Annotated in this window: 21 protein-coding genes; 11 read left to right on the top strand and 10 right to left on the bottom strand. The window is 64.8% G+C overall.

What is annotated here, in order from left to right; translation table 11 throughout:
• Nucleotides 1–27 precede the first annotated feature (27 nt).
• From ACFQU4_RS17225 to ACFQU4_RS17205, 5 genes are all read right to left on the bottom strand, one after another.
• The gene (locus tag ACFQU4_RS17225) at nt 28–948 is read right to left on the bottom strand and encodes an aminoglycoside phosphotransferase family protein (RefSeq protein ID WP_377494030.1); all 921 of its coding nucleotides are present in this window, start codon (nt 946–948) and stop codon (nt 28–30) included.
• Nucleotides 948–1445 (bottom strand): GNAT family N-acetyltransferase, encoded by a 498-nt coding sequence (locus ACFQU4_RS17220; protein ID WP_377494028.1) that lies wholly within the window; start codon nt 1443–1445, stop codon nt 948–950. Before ACFQU4_RS17220 ends, ACFQU4_RS17225 begins: the two co-directional genes overlap by 1 nt.
• Before the next feature lie 91 nt (nt 1446–1536).
• A complete protein-coding gene (locus tag ACFQU4_RS17215; RefSeq protein ID WP_377494026.1) occupies nt 1537–2088 on the bottom strand; it encodes an SGNH/GDSL hydrolase family protein in 552 nt (183 codons plus the stop codon).
• Nucleotides 2089–2235: 147 nt separating this feature from the next.
• Entirely contained in the window at nt 2236–3513 is a 1278-nt protein-coding gene (locus ACFQU4_RS17210; protein WP_377494024.1) for a class I SAM-dependent methyltransferase, read from the bottom strand.
• 185 nt (nt 3514–3698) lie between these two features.
• The gene (locus tag ACFQU4_RS17205) at nt 3699–4262 is read right to left on the bottom strand and encodes a dihydrofolate reductase family protein (protein ID WP_377494023.1); all 564 of its coding nucleotides are present in this window, start codon (nt 4260–4262) and stop codon (nt 3699–3701) included.
• Between the two features lie 135 nt (nt 4263–4397).
• Here ACFQU4_RS17205 and ACFQU4_RS17200 point away from each other — a divergent pair, with 135 nt between their 5' ends.
• The 3 genes from ACFQU4_RS17200 (at nt 4398) to ACFQU4_RS17190 (ending at nt 6840) form a co-directional block, all read left to right on the top strand.
• Nucleotides 4398–5288 (top strand): phosphotransferase, encoded by an 891-nt coding sequence (locus ACFQU4_RS17200; RefSeq protein ID WP_377494021.1) that lies wholly within the window; start codon nt 4398–4400, stop codon nt 5286–5288.
• 77 nt (nt 5289–5365) lie between these two features.
• Nucleotides 5366–6238: a phosphotransferase gene (locus ACFQU4_RS17195; RefSeq protein ID WP_377494019.1), complete on the top strand. Its 873-nt coding sequence runs from the start codon at nt 5366–5368 to the stop codon at nt 6236–6238.
• 98 nt (nt 6239–6336) lie between these two features.
• Nucleotides 6337–6840: an NUDIX domain-containing protein gene (locus tag ACFQU4_RS17190; protein WP_377494017.1), complete on the top strand. Its 504-nt coding sequence runs from the start codon at nt 6337–6339 to the stop codon at nt 6838–6840.
• A gap of 129 nt (nt 6841–6969) precedes the next feature.
• On the opposite strand, the gene ACFQU4_RS17185 is transcribed toward ACFQU4_RS17190, so the two are convergent.
• Nucleotides 6970–7230, bottom strand: a complete 261-nt coding sequence (locus ACFQU4_RS17185) for a hypothetical protein (RefSeq protein WP_377494015.1) — start codon at nt 7228–7230, stop codon at nt 6970–6972.
• A gap of 14 nt (nt 7231–7244) precedes the next feature.
• On the opposite strand from ACFQU4_RS17185, the gene ACFQU4_RS17180 reads away from it, so the two are divergent.
• Entirely contained in the window at nt 7245–7640 is a 396-nt protein-coding gene (locus tag ACFQU4_RS17180; RefSeq protein ID WP_377494013.1) for an NUDIX hydrolase, read from the top strand.
• Nucleotides 7641–7698: 58 nt separating this feature from the next.
• Here ACFQU4_RS17180 and ACFQU4_RS17175 read toward each other — a convergent pair whose 3' ends face one another.
• Nucleotides 7699–8760, bottom strand: a complete 1062-nt coding sequence (locus ACFQU4_RS17175) for an alpha/beta hydrolase family protein (RefSeq protein ID WP_377494011.1) — start codon at nt 8758–8760, stop codon at nt 7699–7701.
• A gap of 411 nt (nt 8761–9171) precedes the next feature.
• On the opposite strand from ACFQU4_RS17175, the gene ACFQU4_RS17170 reads away from it, so the two are divergent.
• The 5 genes from ACFQU4_RS17170 (at nt 9172) to ACFQU4_RS17150 (ending at nt 15864) form a co-directional block, all read left to right on the top strand.
• On the top strand, nt 9172–9957 hold the full coding sequence (locus ACFQU4_RS17170; protein ID WP_377494009.1) for an rRNA adenine N-6-methyltransferase family protein: 786 nt from the start codon (nt 9172–9174) through the stop codon (nt 9955–9957).
• Nucleotides 9958–10276: 319 nt separating this feature from the next.
• Complete coding sequence (locus tag ACFQU4_RS17165) at nt 10277–10738, top strand: class I SAM-dependent methyltransferase (RefSeq protein ID WP_377494007.1); 462 nt, start codon at nt 10277–10279, stop codon at nt 10736–10738.
• A gap of 288 nt (nt 10739–11026) precedes the next feature.
• A complete protein-coding gene (locus ACFQU4_RS17160; RefSeq protein ID WP_377494005.1) occupies nt 11027–12850 on the top strand; it encodes an ABC transporter ATP-binding protein in 1824 nt (607 codons plus the stop codon).
• The gene (locus ACFQU4_RS17155; protein WP_377494003.1) at nt 12847–14601 is read left to right on the top strand and encodes an ATP-binding cassette domain-containing protein; all 1755 of its coding nucleotides are present in this window, start codon (nt 12847–12849) and stop codon (nt 14599–14601) included. Before ACFQU4_RS17160 ends, ACFQU4_RS17155 begins: the two co-directional genes overlap by 4 nt.
• A 267-nt stretch (nt 14602–14868) precedes the next feature.
• Nucleotides 14869–15864, top strand: coding sequence for a phosphotransferase (locus ACFQU4_RS17150; protein WP_377494001.1), 996 nt, complete (start codon nt 14869–14871; stop codon nt 15862–15864).
• A 24-nt stretch (nt 15865–15888) separates the two neighbouring features.
• Here the strand turns inward: ACFQU4_RS17150 and ACFQU4_RS17145 are convergent, their stop codons facing one another.
• Nucleotides 15889–16851: an SDR family NAD(P)-dependent oxidoreductase gene (locus ACFQU4_RS17145; RefSeq protein ID WP_377493999.1), complete on the bottom strand. Its 963-nt coding sequence runs from the start codon at nt 16849–16851 to the stop codon at nt 15889–15891.
• Between the two features lie 167 nt (nt 16852–17018).
• Here ACFQU4_RS17145 and ACFQU4_RS17140 point away from each other — a divergent pair, with 167 nt between their 5' ends.
• Together ACFQU4_RS17140 and ACFQU4_RS17135 are read left to right on the top strand one after the other, a co-directional pair.
• Complete coding sequence (locus ACFQU4_RS17140; RefSeq protein WP_377493997.1) at nt 17019–17621, top strand: hypothetical protein; 603 nt, start codon at nt 17019–17021, stop codon at nt 17619–17621.
• Between the two features lie 39 nt (nt 17622–17660).
• Nucleotides 17661–18503 carry an alpha/beta hydrolase gene (locus ACFQU4_RS17135; RefSeq protein WP_377493995.1) on the top strand — a complete coding sequence of 281 codons (843 nt, stop codon included), beginning with the start codon at nt 17661–17663 and terminating at the stop codon, nt 18501–18503.
• A gap of 27 nt (nt 18504–18530) precedes the next feature.
• Here the strand turns inward: ACFQU4_RS17135 and ACFQU4_RS17130 are convergent, their stop codons facing one another.
• Both ACFQU4_RS17130 and ACFQU4_RS17125 read right to left on the bottom strand, forming a co-directional pair.
• Nucleotides 18531–19373 carry a hypothetical protein gene (locus ACFQU4_RS17130; RefSeq protein ID WP_377493993.1) on the bottom strand — a complete coding sequence of 281 codons (843 nt, stop codon included), beginning with the start codon at nt 19371–19373 and terminating at the stop codon, nt 18531–18533.
• 71 nt (nt 19374–19444) lie between these two features.
• A complete protein-coding gene (locus ACFQU4_RS17125; protein ID WP_377493991.1) occupies nt 19445–20131 on the bottom strand; it encodes an NUDIX domain-containing protein in 687 nt (228 codons plus the stop codon).
• Nucleotides 20132–20182: the final 51 nt, after the last annotated feature.

The raw sequence follows: 20182 nt of genomic DNA, 5'->3' as shown, positions 1-20182 counted from the left end.
CGACGGCTGACCGATGGCCCGGGCCGGCTATTGGGTACGCGAGAGTTTGTCGAGTGTCTTGACCCGATCGGTGAGTGCGGCGATCCGGTTCGTCGCCGGTCGATGATCAGGGGCAGGGGAATTGTTGTGGATGAATCGAACCAGGTCCATGGCCACCAGGGCGAAACAGGCGCGCAGCGCAGCCGGCCCGGCGACCTCGATCGCCGCCTCGATCAGGAGTTCGAGCGCGTCGGGTTCGATGTCGGTGTGGTCGAGCAGCGTTGCGTAGTCGTTGACCCTTGTCCCGCTGCCAAGAGCCTCGATGTCGATCACTCCGCTGACGGTGCCGTGATCAAGGAGCACGTTGGAGTAGCGGAAGTCACCGTGCACCATGTCGGTGCGGGGGAAGCGGGCGTCGGGGTCGGTCGTGGCCAGCAGTTGGTTGCACGCCGCGATGAGGTCGTACCCGGGAGCTCCGGTGCGGGCCACGTCAGCCCGCAGCGCGTCCAGTCCGGTCGTGAGCTGGCCGGCCAGGTAGTCGCTCCAGCAGCGACCGGGATCAGGGTCGAGGCCTGCCTGAAGCTCGAGCACCTTGATCAACTCGCCGGCCTCGGCGACGTTGATCACGCCGACTTCCTTTCCCTGAACGAACTCCTGGATCTGGTAGCCGGTCCCGTTGATCTTGCCGGTCGCGAGCCAGGCCGGCGTCGGATAGCCGGCTGCGCGGACCTTCGCCACGGCCTGTTCGGCGCGAAGTATCTGCTGCACCCAGTTCGGTGCCGCGAGTTTGAGCACCGCGACCTGCCGGTCGGATTCCAGCCGCCACGCTCCCGACTGGTGGCCGCCGCGAAGTTGATCACCCAGCCGCCAGACCTGTGAGCCGTTGCTGTTCGCGTCCGTCACGGCCAGTGCGGCCAACTCCTCGGGAGGCATGCCGCAACGCTCGGGTACGGATTCGTTGGTGACCATCAGACATGCCCCGTCTCGCCCGAAGCCAAGTCCTTACGCATCAGCGTGTACATCATGGTGACTGTGGCACTCGAGCCATCGTCGGCCACCTGGTCCCAGGTGCTGCTGTCGCGGCCGTAGGCGACATAGCCGAGCCGTTCATACAGGGCGCGGGCACGTACGTTCGGCTCGTCGACACCAAGTTCCGCGCGTCTCAGCCCGCGCGCGCGGATCCGCTGTTCCAAGGCGCCGATGAGGATCGTCCCGATCCCGCAGGACCGTAAGGCTGGGTGGACCGAGAGTTGCCAGAGGGTACCGGCGCCCGGGATCTCGTTGTAGATCGCGCCGCCCAACGCGACCGGCACCCCGGATGGCGGACAGACAGCGAGGTAGTCGACTTCGCCGCGCTCCATCCGCTCGGGTGCCTCGCGCGGGCCGACTCCTGCCCAAGATGTCACCACAGGCAGATCGTCGGTCGTCAGATCGCGTACGGTCAGCGGCAGTGCAACCTCGGGCATGCATCGACCCTGCCAGTCTGACGTCGGCCGAGGCGAACCCTTTTAACCCGGAGACCGTTCGTTGACCGGGCGGGGGAGCAGGGCAGGTTGATCATGGTCGTTGGGAGACGGCATCGATGGCCTTGGCGACTTCCGGGACGAGCTCCTCATAGGCGGCGCGCGTCAGGTGCACGCCGTCCGTGTCGTACGCCTCGGGCCCGAGACTTTCCGTGATCGCGCCGGTATCGAGCGCGATGCCTCCGGACGCGTTGATCAGCTCTTCCAAGATCGCACGGTAGACCCGGATCAGGGCGTTGACTTCTTCGACGGACTGGGCGGGATCGAGGGTGCCGGCAAGGCTGCGGGGGAGCAGCGCGATCCAGCGACCACCGCGCTCCAACTCCCGGGACAGGTTCTCGCGGAAGATCGTCGGCGAGCTGCCCTTGGACGGGTGGCTGTCGCTGCTTCCGATGGACACCACAATCGCGTCGTAGTCGGACGGCTTTCGGTCGCCGAGCTGTTGCCTCAGGGACCCGGACCAGGCGCCGCCCGCCGCGCGACACTCGGCATCGGCGCCGAACGCCGGCGTTACGAGGTCAGGCAGGCCGTCGTTCAGCTGGGCGAGATTGCTGTCACCGAGAAGGAGAACCGTCATGGTGATCATCGTGCCCGAGCCCGCTGACATCGATCGGTGACCTTGAAGGCACAGGCTTCGCGGCAGGGAATCGCGATCCGCAGGTAGGCGCAACGGACAAGTCGTTTCGCCAGGTCAGTCCACGGTGGAGGATCCCGCTCAGGACGTTCGTCGTGGTCAGGGCACGCGGAGCCAGACCGACGGTTGGCCGTACGGCTTGCCGTTGCTGCGGCGTCGTCGGCGCGGCGTCCGGCCATCGACCTGGTAGCCCTGGGCCGTCACGAGCGCTTCAGCGCCCCGGTCCACCAAGATCGCGTAGCTACTCACCAGCAGACGACCGCCGGGGGTGACGAGGGCACGACAGTTCTCCAGCAGCGAGCCGTGCAGGTCGTCGGGGATCACGTCCAACAGCACATGAACCAGATCGAACCGTTGATCCTCCGGGGCGCGCCAGGTCAGGGCGTCGCCGACCCGGAACCGATCCGCCCACTGCGGGTAGACCTGACGAGCCCGGTCGATCAGTTCAGGGGCAAGGTCCACCCCGTACGGCTCGACCGTGACGCCTCGTTCGGCTCCCCACTCGACGAAGCTGGCAGGCAGGTGGCCGTTGGCACAGCCAAGATCGCAGAAGCTGACCGGCTGACCTGGGCGCCCGAGGCTCTCGGCCAGACCGTCCAGCGCGAAGGTGAGGCCTTGCCGGGCGTCGCGCCAGTCTTCCTCGGAGCCGCCGAAGCCGGATCCGCCAGGCAGGGTCGTGCTGCGGAGGTAGGTGCCGGTGAGCGTGCGCTGCAGATCGCGCTGGTGGCGTGCATAGGTCATTGCGGCTCGATCAGCCTCGGCCCACTCGACCAGCCGGGCGAGCGCGGAGTCACCCTGGCTCCGCAGACGGCCGGCGGCCTCGGCGACCGTCCCGGTCCAGATCGTCACGTTCTCGGGCTGCGGGCGGTTTCCGGTGTACGGCCCGCCGTCGACCCAGAACACGGCGTGGTGGCGGCGCTCGTCGGTGGCGAACAGATGGGTGCCTTGACGCCGGAAACCCATCCGGGACAGCGGAATCCGTAACACGGCGTCGCCCCAGGCGTCCTCGCCGGCCAGGAGTTGATCATGAGGGCATCGCAGCCGGTCGTGATCAACTTGATCATGGAACAGTGTGACGGCACCAGGACGGGGGAGGCACACGACAGTGACCTCCTTGATCATCGTCAGATCCATATCGTCGAGGTCGGCCGGCGCGAACTCCTCGCGCTCGCGGACCAGTGCAGGCCAGTCGGCGAACCCGAGCTCGCGAGCGACCGCGTACTGGGCGTCGGACAGCCGGGCGGGCGTGTGCGGACGCTGCAGCCGGGCGATGGCCGAGACGTCTCCGGCAAGGACCTGCGCGAGCAGTTCCTTGGCGCGGCGACGCGCCTGCGGCAGATTGATCCGGGACGGATCGGTGGGGATGGCAGCGGACATGACGGGCTCCTTATCGCCGGGAGTCCGCTGTACCGACAGAAGCGCCGTGAACACGGTGCGCATCATGATCAAGATCGGGTGGGCTCGGCCCTTTCCGCGGACGGGTGGCGCCCCGGGCGCTCGCCGATCACGTTACCACCGGAATTCCTGACTGGGACGGGCAAGCGCCGTGAGCCCCGCGCGGCCTATTTGGCTGCCGGCGGCGTGGGTCCGCCCAAGACGCGGTACGTGGTCTGGACCATCCCACCGCCGAGAACCGCGGTGCTGACGTGCTCGAGGTGTACGTCTCCGCCGAGCGGCCCGAACAGTGAGGGCCCGTCGCCGATAAGCACCGGGACCTGGGAGAGCGTGAGTTCGTCAACAAGTTCGGAGGCAAGGAACCAACGGATGGTCTCGCCACCGTCGACGTACACGCGCCGGTGGCCGTCCCGCTGTAGCACTTCGACGGCCTCCTCGGGGGAGCGATGCACGGTGATCCGGGGATCTGCATCTGCTGCGAGGGCCGTGCTGATCACATGCATCGGCCGATCAAGATAGGGCCAGTGTTCCGCGGAAGCGATGGTCTCGTAGGTCTTCCGGCCCATCACCACCGCGTCGACTGATTCCATGAAGGGCGTGAAGCCTGCGTCCCCGGCGGCGGCGCCGCGGGTGGTCAGCCACTCGAGGTCGCCATCGGGCCGCGCAATGCGGCCGTCGACGCTCAGCCCGAGAAAGACTGCGGCTCGAAGAGACTGCTGCGATCCGGCCATAGGGCAGATCCTGTCAGCATCGACCGACGCCGCTCAATTCGACGTCGCCGCGGTCGACCGCGATCACGATGTCGACCTCACGTTATCGTGAGCACGACCGCGCGGTAGTTGCTTCCCTTGGGGAGAGGTCCACCTGTGCCCACGACATTCGTACCCACGCAAGAGCTTGTGAGTCACATCAATCAAGCACACGGCCTTCGCTTCGTTCTTCGCGAACGCTGCCCGGAGGGACTTGCTGGAGCCTGGCTGCTGTCTGATGATGATGGTCGGCGCGCAATTCTGAAGATCAACACCGACATGGCGCACCGCATGGAGCAGCTACCCCAACTGGTCGACAGGATTCGGGCCGCCGGGTACGTGACGCCGCGGTGGCTCGCGGCCGGCAAAACCGCAGACGGCACTACTTACCACGTCGTGGACTTTGTGCCAGGCGAGTCGATGGTGCGCTCCCGGCTGACCCTGCGCACGGTAGAGCACCTGATCGAGGTGATCGAACGCCAAGCCGGCCTCGGTCCCGATCCGACGCTGGACTGGTCCGAGTACGTCCGGGAATGCGCGTTCGGTGAAGGCGAGAACGATCCCCGGCCGGTGACGCGTCGGCTCGGCCAGCCGGGTATCGAGCTGATCGCGCGCTTCGACGCTCTGTTGGCGCCGTACGCCGATCTCGAGTTGCCTCGCCATGACTTGGTGCACGGTGACCTCAACAACAGCAACGTGATGTGCCAGAACGATGAGATCACCGGAATTATCGACGCCGAATCACTCGGCAGCGGCACCCGGGCACTGGATTACGCAACGCTGCTACCGAGGCTGCTGGAGCAGGGAGCCAGCCCTGAGATCGTCTCTGCCGTTCGGCGGGCGGGACGAGAGGTGGCCGGCCCTGGCGTCTTTGCCGCCTGTGGGGCTGCCGTGGCCTTCGATTCGGTGCGCTCGATCTACTACCAGGGCCGAGACCAGGAGCCTGGAGTATTCGCAGTTCTTCTTGCGGACCTGCACCATTTCGCCACCGTACTGACGGATGCCTAGAGGGCCGGCGATGGGGTTACCGGCGCCTGCACCGAGACCGCCTGCATTGTCCGAGACGCTTTAGGAGCCGCACTCTCGTGGAATCAGCTGAAGTCCTGCGGGCGAGTGAAGCCGCCCGAAATACGGCCGCTGCCCTAGGACTGCAGGTCAGCGATGCGATCGTCGTACACAATTCTGACCGCATCGCCTTGCGCTTGCAGCCCTGCGATGTATTGGTCCGGATAGCACCGGCATCGTGGCGCCAAGGTATGGAGTTCGAGGCACTAGTGGCTCGGCGTCTCGCCGAAATCGGCAGTCCCGTGGGCGAGCTTGATCCTCGTGTGGAACTCGATGTGTATGAATGCGACGGCTTCGCCATGACCTTCTGGACCTATTACGAGTCCGTCAGTGACCGGCGAGCGCAGCAGCATCTGGGCATGACCACGAGCCTCGGACCGGCAGACTATGCCAAGGCACTCGCTCAGCTCCACGCCGACTTGCGCCAGATGGATCTGACAGCACCACATGTCATGGACCGAGTTGCCGGCTGGCAGCTGCAAGTCGAGGATCCAGAGAGGACTCCAGAACTTCGCGACCGGGACCGCGAGTTGCTCCGAGAGACACTCAAGAGCATGAGCGCGGCGATCCGCAGCGAGGATTCTGTCGAACAGCTCTTGCATGGAGAGCCGCATCCAGGAAACGTCCTCGACACCAGGAAAGGGCCACTGTGGATCGACGTGGGGACGCTGCAACGCGGGCCGGTGGAATACGACCTCGCCTACGCGCCGGAAGAAGTCACCGAGTTCTATCCAGAACCCAACCAACGGCTCGTTCAGAATTTCCGCATCCTCATGTGGGCGGGGATCGCGACAATGCGCTGGAATCAGCACGACCAGTATCCTCGCCGTGACTATTGGAGAGTCGAGTCGCTCAACCAGTTCCGAACTGCACTCGAATCATCGGCAGGTTGATGACTGCCCGGTGATCGATCCCAGCCGGGCAGTCGGGGAGTGGTCAGGACCGCAGCTCGTGCCGGGATCACGTCTCCAGGTGCAGATATTCTGCGACGATGTCCACGATAGAGCCGCCGGCTGGTCATTGGAGTCTCACGCTGCCACGCAAGCGCGAGGCATCCGGTGCATTGTTCTTCGACGAGCACGACAGGGTGCTGATTGTCGACCCCACCTATGTCGAGGGATGGGACTATCCGGGCGGCGTCGTCGAGCCCGATGAGGCGCCCTATGCCGCGGCCTGTCGCGAGATCCGCGAGGAGCTTGGCCTGACCAAGCAACTCGGTCAGTTGATCGCGATTGACTGGGAGCCGCGTACCACGAGCATCCCGATTGAAGGGCTCACCACCGTCTTCGACGGCGGAGTCCTCACGCCCGAGGAGATCGCGTCGATCCGTCTGCCGCCGAACGAGTTGAAGGCGTACGACTGGTGCCCGGTCGACCAACTCGACGAGCGACTTCCTGCTCTGTACGCACGCCGAATTCGTGCCGCCATCGCCGCCCGCACTGGCGGAAGAGTCGCGTACCTTGAGAACGGTCTTCCCGTCCCTGGAGCCGGGTAGCGCGGCCCGGCCGGCTGACACTCTGCGTATGAAGGCCGTGCGTATTCCGCACCCGCAAGTCACCCGTTGACCGGCAGGGGAGTTATGGACCAACGGCTGTGCCGGGTCATTGGGTTCTAGCGCAAAGCATTAGTCGAGATGACTAAACTTGCCGGGACCCGTGTCGGCGAAGATGAGGTCGAACCGACTTTTGATCGCGTCCTGGGACTCGAGCCACCTACCGCCGTTTGCGATAACGAATTCCACCCGATGATCGTCGATCTCCTCCTGCGCAATGCGGGAGAGTGCAGGATCCAGTTCGACGGTGACGAGGCGGGTTGCCGCTGACATTCCGTCGAGCAGGTGGAGCGTGCCCAGGCCGGCTTGGGACGTGCGCTGTCGGATGGTCATGCTCTGATGGGCGAATGCACAGAGTCGTTGTGGGCGCGCTGATCCGGCGGGGTCGAGTCCTGCTGGTCCATCGGAGGCCGAATAAGCGTGCAAACCCTGACATCTGGGACTTGCCCGGCGGAATGATCGAAGCCGGCGAATCAGAACTGGAAGCGCTCGCGCGGGAGCTGTACGAGGAACTCGGCGTGCAGATCGCGACAGGCGCGGCGACCCACCTGTGCTATCTGACCGCTGGGCCTGTCGACGAGCGGGCCCTCCTCAGCGCCTGGCTCGTCCCCGACTGGCAAGGGACGCCGGCGAACGTCGCTCCTGATGAACACGACGACGTCGGCTGGTTCAGCGCTCATGACTTGCCTCCGCCCCCTCACGTGGTCGTGCGCTCGGCGTTGCTGGGGGCGTTGCAGGGGTAGGGCGAGTGCTGCTGGCATCGGCGCCCGGCCCGTGGTGGAACCGAGCCGGGGACTGTGACTAGTGGGGTGGGGTTTGCTGGTGGCGGATCCAGGCTGCCAGGGCGTCGATGTCCATCTCGTGTGCCAGTCCGGCGCTGATGATCAGTTCCGGCTCCGGGCCGCCGGCGGCGGCATAGATCGATTGGAGCTCGGCGAAGGCGTCGATGGCAGTCTCGTTGTAGGAGGCGGAGTCGTTTCCTGGCCTTGGAGTGTCGTTTTCGCCGTAGTGGATGGCGATCGGCGTGGGGGCGTTCAGACCGGCGATGTCGGAGCGATCCAGCCAGGGCAGGATCCCGGGAATGCAATGAGCGGGCGCATTCCCGGAGACTCGGAAGGTATGGGTGAAGCTACCGAGGGTGCCGCTGGCGAAGATTGATCGGACGCGCCGGCTGTAGAGGGGATAGCTGCAGGCGAGGTCGCCGCCCCAGGAGATTCCGGCGACGTCGATGGCGTCGATCTCGAAGTGGTGCCCAAGCCAGTCTTCCCAGGCCAGTAGGTCATGGATGGTGTCACCCATGAGCGTGCGGCCGTGGATGAAGGCGTCGGTTTGCAGGGTGTAGGCCATGGGCTGCCCCCAATGCCAGTAGCGCAACCGTGCCTGCGGTTCGTGAGCAGCGAGGTCGTACAGGGCCCCGAACCCGCGAAGCTCTGGCGTGAAGACGGTTTGGCCGCGCTCGGCGAGTCGATGGGAGAACTGATGGTGGTAGTCCTCGGTGACGCCATCGATGTTCAGGCATGCCTCGACCTGTCCATGTCCGTGGAGCGCGAGCACGACTCGGTGTGACGGCGCTTCCTGCTCGTTGGGCCACGACAGATACCCGGGCAGGCTCAGGTTGTCGTCGATGGTCAGCCTGATGACCGCTGTCGCGACATCACCGGTGGAGATCGTTCTGATGATCTCGCCCGACGGATCGGCGGTCCGCGCGGGTACTCCGATGAGATCGAAGGCACGTTGCCGGGCCTGGTCGGCCCACTGACGATAGGTGCCGGTGGAGTTGATGTGGCTGAGTCGTCTGGCAGGTGCCGGCGACGATGCCTTCAGCGTGAGGTCGTCGGCGCTGAGTAGCTGATCAAATCTCACGATGGTCCCGGGTTGTAGGTGATCTTGTGGGCACGCTAACCATTGAGCGCGACATCGTCACCGGATTTTGAACACAGGACGTGGAACCGCGTGCGGGCGGTGGCTCGAGGTCGGCGTGGTCGGCAGAGGGCAAGGAGCCGGCAGTTGAGCGCGTCGTCGCAGAGTAGGCTGCCGGTGTCCCGGTTTCCGGCGAGAGGAGCGGCTATGCATCCCGCCAACGAACGGCGGCCGGACCACTCCTAGGTCCGGTCCCGCGCAGTCCCTGCGTGAGCTCCGCCGGCGTTGAGGTCGTCGTTTCACCCAACCTCATCTTTGTGGCCATCGAGCGCCCTCTCCTTCTTCGCCCGTGCCGTCCAGCTGTGGACTGCACAGTTGCGCGCGTGTTCGGTGGCCCCGGCCAACCGGAGCCCGATGCCTGTGCTGCCCTCGTTCGACCCACTCGTTCCCGACCCCGACCTACTTGATCAACATCTGCTTGACCCATTCGTCGCCCGTGCTCTGGTGGCACAGGCCGACGTCGGCCATGACGACCTGGTGCTCGACCTCGGTGCAGGTACCGGGTCGCTGACCGACGCGATCTTGAGTCGTCGACCGCGCCGAGTGATCGCCGTCGAGCCGGACCGACGTTGCCATCGGTGGCTTGCCAACCGTTCAGCAGTCGATCTCCGCCCGGCCCGGGTCCAGGACCTCGATCCACAAGCCCTCGCCGAGGTCACCATGATCATCGCCAACCCGCCGTTTTCGGTGTTGCAGCACGTAGTCGCGCTGGCCCGGGGCTTGCCCCGGCTGCGATGCGCCTATCTCTGCACCGGTCGCCACTGGGCCACCGCCGCGACCGCCACGCCGGACGATGATCACTTCTCGATCATCAGCCTCGAAGTCACCACCTTCTTCGAGCCGACTGTGCTGACCGCCATTCCCGGCACGGCCTTCACACCGCCGATCCCCGGCCCGGCGGCGTGGCTCCGGTTGGTGCCACGTGCCGACCAGGATCCGATGATCATGCTTCTAGTCGACGCGATCCGCCATCGCGGTGGGCTCCGTCTCAAAGACTTCCTCCGCTCACCACAACCGCCGCTCGCCGCACGCCTTCGGCCCTTGCGTAGCGATCCAGTGCTGCGACGTCTCCAGCAGCGTCGCCTCGCCGCCATGACACGCGCCGACCTCGCTCAGTTGGCTCGACGCCTGCAGCGATGACGCCCGAGAATGATCATGTGGAGGTGAAGGTTGACCCGGGCGGCCGGTCAAGGAACGGCTTACCGGCGTCCGATATCGGTTGCGGTTGATTGCGGTCGACTTGTAGCGTCGTTCCCGACAAGTACACATGCGCCTTCAGAAGGTCATGCACTGAGCGACTGTTGTTCGGTGCAGGAGCTCGGGCAGCTTCGGCTTAAGAGCGTCTGAAGTCATATCAACCGGGATCCCGTGAGAGGGGTCGTCGGTGGTGTGATTTCGGGTGCTCTTTTCGTTTGCCGGGGCGGCCCGCCGTCAGCCCCGGCTGGAGAGGGGATTGGCAATGGCCAACGACAGTCAGTACAAGATCGCATCGAGGATCGTCGCGACGCGTGGGGTGCGGGAGTACCGTGCGACGATCGAGGCGCTTGTCACCGCCCAGGACACCGTGTTGGAGATCGGCTGCGAGTGGGGGACAACCACCAAGCTATTGACGGAGCGGGCGGGGCAGGTTCTCGGGACCGATATCAGTGCGGTCTGCATCGAACGAGGCCTGGCCGAACATCCCAACCTCGACCTGCGGGTCCTGGACGCCTTCGACCTGAACGCTGTCCTTCGGCTCGACCTGCGGATCACCAAGGTGTACATGGACCTGTCGGGACTATCGGGTTACCGCGGGCTACTGGATCTGATCGCCTTGATCAACAACTACTCGACGTTGCTGCAGCCGGACACGATCGTTGTGAAGAGCGGTGCGCTCAAACACTTTGCACAACTGTGCCAGCCATGGCCGGAACAGCGGTGAATCTCAAGGCCGACAGCCGACACCCCTTTCCGGGGGCGAGGATGAGCGGCCAACACTCCGCCGCTCCCCGTCGGCCAAGGTCGAAGGCCCTCCGGTGATGGAACCTTCAGTGGGCTCGGTTCTGGTCGGCCGGATGGCTCGGTATGGGCTGGGTTGGAAAGTGCTGGATCGGAGGATTGTGGCCTGCTAGGTTCGCCGGTCATGGAGTGATCTTGAAGTACCCCAGTCGTCCTGAGCCTGCCGTCGTTGATGACGGCAGGCCCGTCGTACTGCGCTTCGAGGTTCCCTGTGGCTTCGCTTCTTCGGCGGTTGGCCCGCCATCTTCTTGATGCTTTCGATTTAGGTCGCTCGATGTTTCGCGCGAGCCCATTGTGGTCGGTAGTGGTCGCCTTGTTGTTGGCCGCTTCGGCGATGATGCCATCGGTGGTCGTCTTGGCCAGCGGGCGATTGGTCGCCAGGTTGCCGGCATTGGCCAGTGCCGGGATGGGGTCTCCAGCTGCACACCATGCGCTGGCTGCATTGTTGGCGTTTGTGGCCGCGGGTTTTGCGCTGGCGGTGTTGAACGGTGGATACGGGATTGCAGTTTCCCGGCTAGGGGCTGCGTTCAGAGCGTCGGCGTTAGAGCAGCTGGCGCGGGCTGGGTTGGTACCGGACTCAGTGACTGAGCTGGAGGATCCAGCGCATTCGGCGAGCCTGGTCGCCGCTGCTCAGCACCACCGCGAAGGCGTGTTCGATCACGCCGTGGGATCGGCCGCGGGGCTGCTGCTGACCCGGCTGACCGGTGTCACAGCCGGGATTGTTCTGGTCGGCTTTCACTGGTGGGCGCCGTTGATCTTGCTGGTGGCGCTGGGTGTGTTGCACGCCCAGGTTCGTCGCTGGTTCGAGGTCGTGTTCGAGATGGCGACACGACAGATGGGCACTGAACGGCGGCAGGCGGAGTATCTGCGGGGCCTGTTGGTGTCGCGGACCGCGGCGAAAGAGGTCCGGATCTTCGACTGGTTGCCGTGGATGGATGAGCGAATCGGTCGGGTGTGGTCGACGGCGATGGCGGTGGTTTGGAGGGCGCGGTCGAAGTCGATGCGGCCGTTGTTGTCCACCGGGGTTGCTGCAGTGGCGTACGGCTTGGTGCTGACCGTGTTAGCGGTTGACGTCATGTCTGATCGCCTCGGAGTGGCTGAGGTGACGGTGTTCCTGCAGGCCATCTTGATGATGGCGATGTTTGGTGAGTTCGGGTTGCAGGGTTACGACGTCGCCCGCGCGACTACGGCCGTGCGACATCTCGACCGACTCCCCGCAGACGGTCCCGTGATCGACCGGGCACCAACGACCGGGGTTGGACCGCAGGGGGTCGTCTTTGATCATGTCTCCTTCACCTATCCGGGCCAGGGTTCGCCGGCGTTACGTGACGTGTCCTTCACGGTGTCTCCGGGCCAATCGGTCGCGATCGTCGGGGAGAACGGTGCCGGCAAGAGCACCTTGGTGCGGCTGTTGTGTGGGCTCGCCACACCGACCAAGGGCCGCGTGAGCATCGACACCGACGGTCATCGGTTTGACCCGGCCGATTGTCGATTCGCGGCGGTCTTCCAACGGTTCGGCCGGTACGAATTGCCGTTGGCCGACAACGTGCGCTTCGGCAACCCCGACAGCGAAGCTGACAAGCACCACATCATCGAGGCGCTGGGCGACGCGGGCGGTTTGCCAGGGCGAGACGATGTGGGTCCAGCGACGGTGCTGTCCGCCCAGTACGACGGAGGCACCGATCTATCGGGCGGACAGTGGCAACGGATCGCCTTGGCCAGAGCCCTGTTTGCTGTGCGGACCCGGGCAGCCGGGTTGTTGATCTTGGATGAGCCGACAGCCGCATTAGATGTGTCCGCCGAGGTCGAACTCTTCGCCCGACTACTCGATGTCGCCGGCGGGGCAACGACCGTGTTGGTGACACATCGTCTCTCCGCTGTACGAGGCGTGGATCGAATCCTTGTTCTGAAGGACGGTCGACTGATCGAGGACGGTAACCACGATGACCTGCTGACTCTTGGCGGTCACTACGCCGACCTGTTCCTCACCCAGGCCCGACGCTTCCGTGACGACAAGATGGGGAAGCGTTCATGATCGGCAATCTCGCCGCACTGCGGCTCTTGATCGGCACTGCGTGGCGTGTCGCCCGTCGCGATCTGCTGCGTTCGCTCCTGGAGACCACGGCATCGTTGAGTAGGGGAGTGACGCCGTGGCTGGTCGCCGGCGTGGTGGCTGGGATCGACCAGCACCGTCAGGACTGGCTGATCATGGCCCTCATCGGCATGTTGCTGTGCGTGTTCGCTGACTGGGTGTTGCGCGCACTCGGTGCTACCGCGCACGTCGCGATGGCCGAGAAGGTCTCCTTTGCGTTCGAACGTGACATCGCACGAGCCGTCGCGACCCGACCGACCTTGGATCACTTCGACGATCCGGAATTCGCCGACACCCTGCAAATGCTGACTCAGAACCAAGGACGGATCGGCGGCGGCATGTCCGGTTTGGTCCACGCCGCCGACGTCGCAGCCAAGGCGGCAATCGTGATCATCATCGCCACGCTCGTCGAACCCCGACTGCTGCTACTCGCCGTTGCCGTCGTTCCAGCGCTGGCCGCTGCCAGACTGCGATTGAGATGGACTCAGCGGGGCGAGGACGAGTCAGCAGCAGCTGGTCGGTTGGTTGCGCACTGCCGGCAGGTCGTCACCGATCCCGCACTTGGAATGGAGCTCCGCGTCTTCGGACTCCGCCGAACGATCGCCGGCCGACTCCAGACCGCGGTCGATCGCTGGCAACGCCCCCGGTTGCGGGCGACACAACGCAACGCCTTCCTCGGAGTCGGCGAAGAAGCCTTATCGACGCTGATCGTCGGAGCGACTCTGCTCTGGCTGCTCTTCGCTCTCGCCGACGGCGACGCGACCCCTGCTGTCATGGTGGCAGCGGTTGTCGCTGCCCGACAGATCCAGCAAAGCCTGCTAGCCCTGATCGGCGAAGGGAGCGGCATCGCCGAAACCCTCCAATACGTACAGCGCGCCGACGCGCTGAACCGAACCGCCAGGACGACCAACGAGCCTGGCGCCAGCACTTTCACACAGACCGGGATTCGGCTGGTCGACGTCTCGTTCCGCTACCGGGGCGCAACGCAGTCGGCGCTCCAACACATCAACCTGAACCTGGTGCCCGGACAGGTCGTCGCCATAGTCGGAGAGAACGGAGCAGGTAAGACCACCCTGGTCGAGCTACTTCTCGGCCTCTATCGGCCGACCGCCGGCACGATCGAAGGGACGACCCGCAACGACCACAGCACGGCGACATTCCAAGACTTCACGCGCCCCGAACTCACAGCCAGAGAGGCCATCGGTCTGGGCGACCCGAGAATGATCAACAACACTGCACACATCGAGGGCGCTGCCCACGCAGGTGGAGCAGGATTCGTCACGGACTTGGCTGAAGGGCTTTCGACGCAACTCGGCGCCTCCTGGCCCGGTGGCACTGACCTGTCCGGTGGTCAATGGCAGCGCGTCGCCCTGGCCCGCGGGAGTATGCGGCGCAACCCGTATCTCACCGTGTTGGACGAACCAACTGCTGCGCTGGACGCCCACGCAGAGCACGAGATCTTCACCCGTTACGCCGCGGCTGCTGCCACCACCCGACAGGACGGCGGAATCACCATCCTGGTCACACACCGGTTCTCCACCGTCAAGGACGCCGACACGATTCTCGTACTCCACCAAGGAAGACTCATCGAGCAAGGCAGCCACTCCGACCTGATCAACAGAGCCGGCCACTACGCACGCCTCTACAGAATGCAGCAAGACGGATATCTATCCGACCCGCGTCGCCACAGGTGAACGATCCCGAGCGAAGCGATCCTCCCTACGGGCTTGAGAATCGGGGTCCGGAGGGGCGCGCCCAAGGTTCGACGGCTTTGCCTGCATGGAGGAACGCGACCTGCGACCTGTCGTCGAGTGCTTCTGCGACTAGGGGAGGGGACACTCCAGGACAACCTCGCCGATGGCACGGGTCAGACTCGCGGTTCGGCCTGCCGGGGTGGCGGGGTGGACTGGGCCGGACTAAACGTCTGGACAGCGACGACGCTGTTGGGCGAGAGTGCCTCGGTGGCATTTCCCATCGCGCTATGGGCGTCGTTCTTGCGTGATCGCGGTGTTGATGTTTCCGAGATCAGGGTGAGTCGATTCGACCGTGGCGAAGTCAATGACAACTGGCGGATCGACAGCGGGAGCGATGTCTGGGTGCTTCGGCACTACAGGCTGACAGCGGACGCAGCGGAGCTCAATTGTGAGCTGGCGGCGGTGGACCGGCTGGCACAGGCGGGATTCCCTACGCCGGCCCCGGTTCCAGCTGTTCGGGTTGCAGGCGAGCACCGGCTGTGGGAACTGGTCGATGGGCGTCCAGCTGCCCTGTTCGTGTTCGTGCCAGGGCAGCATCCGCCGGAGCGTGACGGTGGCTACGGGTCGATGGACCTGGAGCTTGGTCAGGATGCGGCCCGATTGGCTGCGCGGATGCATCAGATTCTCCACGGCCAGCAGTTGCCCGGCAGCAGGCATCCAACGCGGGATCCGTGGCGGCAGGTCGGGGCCTTCCTGACTAGCCCGTTGGCGAACAACGATCTGTTTTCCCCGCTAATCCCGCCGCTCCGGGAGCTGCATTCTCGGCTAGCTGAGATCTACAGCGTCCCAGCCCCTGCTCCGCAAGCAGGACTGATTCACAATGACATCACGCCAGCCAATCTGCTCCTCGACACTCATGGCCAGATCGTCGCGGTCCTGGACTTCGACGACAGTGCCCAGACATTCCTGGCCTATGACCTCGGGTCGATTGTGAGCACCTTCGGTAAAGATCAACACCGACGGATCGACCTCGACCGGATCGTCGCGCTGGTCGAAGCGTATACATCGGTGCGTGACCTAACTCCCGGCGAGCGAACGCTATTGCCAGACCTGCTTGCCGCCCATGCGGCCGCACAGGGAATTCACGTCCTTGGCAACTGGCTGTCGGCAGGCCGCGACATTGGGGGGCCGATGGAAAGTCACAGTGCACAGGAATTCCTCGATCTAGTCGAGACCAGGAGCACACTGCGGCGCCTTACCTGAAACTCGTGCGCTGGCTCTGACAAACTAGGACGGCAATCGTCCATCGACATCGGAGTATCCGTACTCCCGTGCCAAGTTGCGAGTGCTGAGGGTCTGGCCGGATCTCGTGAGGAGGTCGTGGTCTGTCGCGAGGGCAGCAACGCCTCGGCCAGCCAGTTCAGTTGATTCGGTGCCTTGAAGTATCGACTTCGTTTGCCAGTGCAGCGCGTCCGTACCGACCTCCGCCATGATCGCCTCAGTGCGCATAAAGCCGGGGGAGAGCGCGATCATGGCCACCCGGTGCCCGTTCCAGGCGAGGTCTTTGGCCATGTACAGCGTCATTTGATTGATCGCCAGTTTCGCCGTTCGGTAGAAGAGCGCGCATCCTGCATGCGACTCGGACGGCGGCTTCTCCAAATCGGCGGGACCTTCACCGACGAGCGCACCGATGTCGCGAGCCAGGTCGCTGAACATCAAAGTCGTGTTGACGACCAGTCCACGGTCAGTCGCCTGCAGCAGCGGAAGACCCAGGCGGGTCGCCACAACGTTGGACCGTACGCCCACCGTCCACATCCGATCGAACCGGAGCATCGGCTGCAGCCAGAACGGCTCGTCCAACGTGCCATCATCGACGCTGTACCCGCCCCAAGCGTTATTGACCAAGATGTCGAGTTTGCCCTGTTCGTGCTGAATCCTCGTGAAGAGCACCTCGACCTCGGCGTCGACGGCGTGATCAACTTCGACCGCGATCCCGGTGCCACCCAGAGCGGAGACCATCCGGGCTGTTTCTGCCAAACTCACGTCCTCGCCAGCCCTCGTCGAAATGCGACCAGCCCTGCTACGGCCGGTGACATACACCGTTGCGCCACACCTCCCGAGCACTCGCGCGATACCTCGGCCGGCACCTCGATTCGCGCCGGTCACCACGGCCACAGAGCCACTGAGATCCGGCGGTGACCATCGATCCGCGCCGCTGACCGCACCCGACGAGATTGAAGCCTCATCCATGTCAACCACCTATCCACATCGACAACAGGATCTGCCCGCAGGATAGGTGGCAGCACAGACAACGTCGGGCAGCGAACGGAAGCCGCACTCGCAGTCGGGCAGCAATTCGAGGGGGCGGCAGGCAAATACAATTCCACATCGGGACGGCCTCAGGCAGACTGGCCACCGTGAGCGAAGTGAAGCAGCGCGGTCAGGCCATTCTGCTCACCGGCCCGCCGTTGGCAGGCAAGACCAGCACAGCCATGAAGTGGGCTGAACAGCGTCCCCGTACAACCGCGCCGATTGACTGGGACGAACTTCGCAGTGTTCTGTTCCGAGGACAAGGGGTTCAATCCGCGACCGACGTCAGCCTTCAGTACCGGTTCGCTGCCAAGATCGCGTCCGCAACCGCTGCTCATATCACCGCCAGCGGAATCGACTGTGTGATCGCGGGCCCACGAGTCCCAGCCAGTCCGACGGATCCGCCAGAGTGGGTGTCGGTGTGGGACGACCTTGATCAACTTGACCCGATCACCATCGTTCTACTGCCCAGTCTTGAGGCGCGACTTGAGCGTCGACGCATGGACACCAATCGACTCCACGGTCGCGGCGCCATCACCGAAGAACAGGTACGGGAAAGCCACCGCTGGGCTTGGCAGGCTTGGGCCGAAAACCCTCGCGCGGCCGTGCTCGACACCACCGACATGACACGGGAGGACGTCCTCAGCGCGGTCGAGCGCGCCGTCCTAGACATATTGACAAGATCTCGGGTTCGCCAATCAGGTCAATGACCGGACCGCTGACTTGCGTCCAGATAGGGGGTTTCTCAATTGACCATCAGTAAGCGCGATCAGGTGCAGCTCCAGGCGGCGGAAGCGATGGACGAGCCCTACGAACTTGGCACCGACTCGCTGCCTCAGCCGGGAACCCCTCGGGGCAGCGTCACCGAGTACCGACTCGACAACAGTGAGAGGTTCCCCGGAACGAAGCGCCGATACTGGGTGTACGTCCCCGCCCAGTACACGCCGGATCACCCGGCGAACCTCATGGTGTTCCAAGACGGCGACTGGTACCTGCGGCCGAATGTCAACGCCCACGTGGTCTTCGACAATCTCATCCATCGAGGCGAGATGCCGGTCTGCATCGGTGTGTTCGTCGAGCCTGGCGACAGCGGTCCCGGCAACCCGCTGTGGGGTGGCGACACGAACCGCAACGTCGAGTACGACACGCTCAGTGACGCCTATGCGCAATTCCTGCTTGATGAGCTGATCCCACGCCTTCCGGTTGCCGTGACCGACTCTGCCACGCGTCGCGCAATCTGCGGCCACAGCTCGGGAGGGATCTGCGCGTTTACCGCCGCCTGGGAACGTCCCGACGCCTTTGGCAACGTCGTAAGCCATTGCGGCAGCTTCGTCAACATACGCGGAGGTCACGAGTACCCGAGCCTGATCCGCCGGACCGAACGCAAGCCGCTACGCGTGTTCCTGCAGACCGGTGATCGAGACCTTGATGTCGTCTTCGGGAACTGGCCAATCGCCAACCGAGATATGGCGTCCGCGCTTGCCTACCGCGGCTACGAATATGAGTTGGTCATCGGCGAAGGCGGGCACACGCTCCAGCACGGCGGAGCCATCTTCCCGGACACGATGCGATGGTTGTGGGGGCGTACGTAAGACCGCCGTGATCGTCCCGGGCCTGGCCTATGGACGGACGCCGAGGCCGATCCGGTCCAGGTATCCGAGGACGGCGTCGGCGAGTTCCGTGGGCCAGGGGACGTCGGCCGCCGCCGCGACGGTCGGGGCCTCCGCGAGGAAGAGCCGAAGCGCAGCCTCGCGCGCGTCGAGGACTGACTGCCGGTCCGGCTGAGGCACGGGTAGCTGCTCGAGCAGGGTCCGGTGCCGTGGGGAGAGCTTGAAGCTGTGCTGCTTCGCGCCGGTCGCCGGCTGGGGCTTGTTGGCTTCGGCGAACAGCTGGAAGAGGAGGGAGTGGATGGTCAGGACGGCGGCGACGCCGAGGAGCCAGTCCTCGCGAACGAACACGGTTTGGATGTTCGCCGCCGTCCGCAGCGTCTCCCTGACAGCCGCAGCGATGGTGTCCGGGTCCGGTGGCGGATCGTCCGGGGTTGGAACGGAGGCGGTGAGGTCGTCCCGATCGAAGACGGTCACCCGACGCCGCAGGTTTGTGCGGGGGAGTTCGGAGACCCGCTCGCTGAAGACGTCGAAGCGCTCGCATCCGGGGGTCAGGGCGTGGAAGCAGCCGGGCGCGATCGGTCCAGCGTTGACTGTCGGGGTGATCTCGGCCAGCCACTCCTTCCACGTGGCCGCGAAGGCGTCGAAGTCCTCATCGCGCACTGCGAGGCTGATATCCAGGTCGCTCGCCGCGTCAGCGGCCCCGCGCCCGAACGCACCGTGCAACCACATGGCGCGGACCCGCTCGTCCCGCGCGAAGACCTCCGCGGCTCGGTCGAACAGCGGACCATAGCCGTCGGGGTAGACCTCAAAGCCTTGGGGGCGTTCCCACCGCGCGGACGCATCGGTCGCCATGAGGCACGATTCTGGCACCAGGAGGCCGTGCCGGGTAGACGATCCCCTGTGTAGCACCCAATACGTCGGGTCTAGCGCGGGCGTTGGAACATCGGCAGCGTCGCGTTCTGCCCGACGGTGGAGGCCGGGTCGTGGTGCGTGCCGCCGGTCCGAACGAGGTCAAGCAGTACCGGGATGCGGCGACGTTGGCCGTGATGCAACGGCTCGGGTAGTGCGTCGACTGGAAAGTATTGCGCAGCGCTCATCTCCTCGCCGGGCACTGGGGTCTCGGCGCCGGAAACGTTCACCTCGAAGGTGATGGCTATCTGATGAACCGAGCTGCGCGAGCCCCAGGTCGGGCCATCGAATACGCCCAGCAAACGGGTGACCTCACCGGTCACGCCGGCTTCTTCCCACAGCTCGCGCAAGGCACCTACCGTCGGTGGCTCTCCGATCTCGAGCAGCCCGCCGGGTAGACACCAGCTCGCGTCGTCCGTGCGACGGCAGAGCAGAACCTTCCCGGCTTCATCGCGTGCCAGTGTCGAGACTCCGACCATGGGCGATGTCCGCTTCCAGGCCTCGTCGGTAAACGTGGCCACGAGGTCGTCGGCGTCGGCGATGCCTGTCAACGCGGCCAGGCGCCCGGCTATGCCCGACAGATGGTCGGCACGCTCACGGTCGTACATGTTGGCTGCGAAGGTGCGCGCCGCGGTCGCTGCACCACGCAACTCATCGGCCAGCAGTAGGAGTTGTTCGGCTGGACTCAGGTCACTTGCCACGGCTCAGATTCTGCCGCAGGTCCCGACACGACGATCGTGACGCGGCAGGAG

The sequence above is a fragment of the Microlunatus sp. GCM10028923 genome, from assembly GCF_042666975.1.
In the GTDB taxonomy this organism is placed as follows: domain Bacteria; phylum Actinomycetota; class Actinomycetes; order Propionibacteriales; family Propionibacteriaceae; genus Microlunatus.
This window is presented reverse-complemented; position numbering and strand designations above follow the sequence as displayed.

What these genes read in the sequence shown, in the direction of transcription:
- ACFQU4_RS17190 (WP_377494017.1), top strand. Translation starts at nt 6,337, where the DNA reads ATGTCCACGATAGAGCCGCCGGCTGGTCATTGGAGTCTCACGCTGCCA.
- ACFQU4_RS17220 (WP_377494028.1), bottom strand. Translation starts at nt 1,445, where the DNA reads ATGCCCGAGGTTGCACTGCCGCTGACCGTACGCGATCTGACGACCGAC.
- ACFQU4_RS17205 (WP_377494023.1), bottom strand. Translation starts at nt 4,262, where the DNA reads ATGGCCGGATCGCAGCAGTCTCTTCGAGCCGCAGTCTTTCTCGGGCTG.
- ACFQU4_RS17180 (WP_377494013.1), top strand. Translation starts at nt 7,245, where the DNA reads ATGCACAGAGTCGTTGTGGGCGCGCTGATCCGGCGGGGTCGAGTCCTG.
- ACFQU4_RS17130 (WP_377493993.1), bottom strand. Translation starts at nt 19,373, where the DNA reads ATGGCGACCGATGCGTCCGCGCGGTGGGAACGCCCCCAAGGCTTTGAG.
- ACFQU4_RS17165 (WP_377494007.1), top strand. Translation starts at nt 10,277, where the DNA reads ATGGCCAACGACAGTCAGTACAAGATCGCATCGAGGATCGTCGCGACG.
- ACFQU4_RS17185 (WP_377494015.1), bottom strand. Translation starts at nt 7,230, where the DNA reads ATGACCATCCGACAGCGCACGTCCCAAGCCGGCCTGGGCACGCTCCAC.
- ACFQU4_RS17170 (WP_377494009.1), top strand. Translation starts at nt 9,172, where the DNA reads ATGCCTGTGCTGCCCTCGTTCGACCCACTCGTTCCCGACCCCGACCTA.
- ACFQU4_RS17215 (WP_377494026.1), bottom strand. Translation starts at nt 2,088, where the DNA reads ATGATCACCATGACGGTTCTCCTTCTCGGTGACAGCAATCTCGCCCAG.
- ACFQU4_RS17155 (WP_377494003.1), top strand. Translation starts at nt 12,847, where the DNA reads ATGATCGGCAATCTCGCCGCACTGCGGCTCTTGATCGGCACTGCGTGG.
- ACFQU4_RS17145 (WP_377493999.1), bottom strand. Translation starts at nt 16,851, where the DNA reads ATGGATGAGGCTTCAATCTCGTCGGGTGCGGTCAGCGGCGCGGATCGA.
- ACFQU4_RS17225 (WP_377494030.1), bottom strand. Translation starts at nt 948, where the DNA reads ATGGTCACCAACGAATCCGTACCCGAGCGTTGCGGCATGCCTCCCGAG.
- ACFQU4_RS17210 (WP_377494024.1), bottom strand. Translation starts at nt 3,513, where the DNA reads ATGTCCGCTGCCATCCCCACCGATCCGTCCCGGATCAATCTGCCGCAG.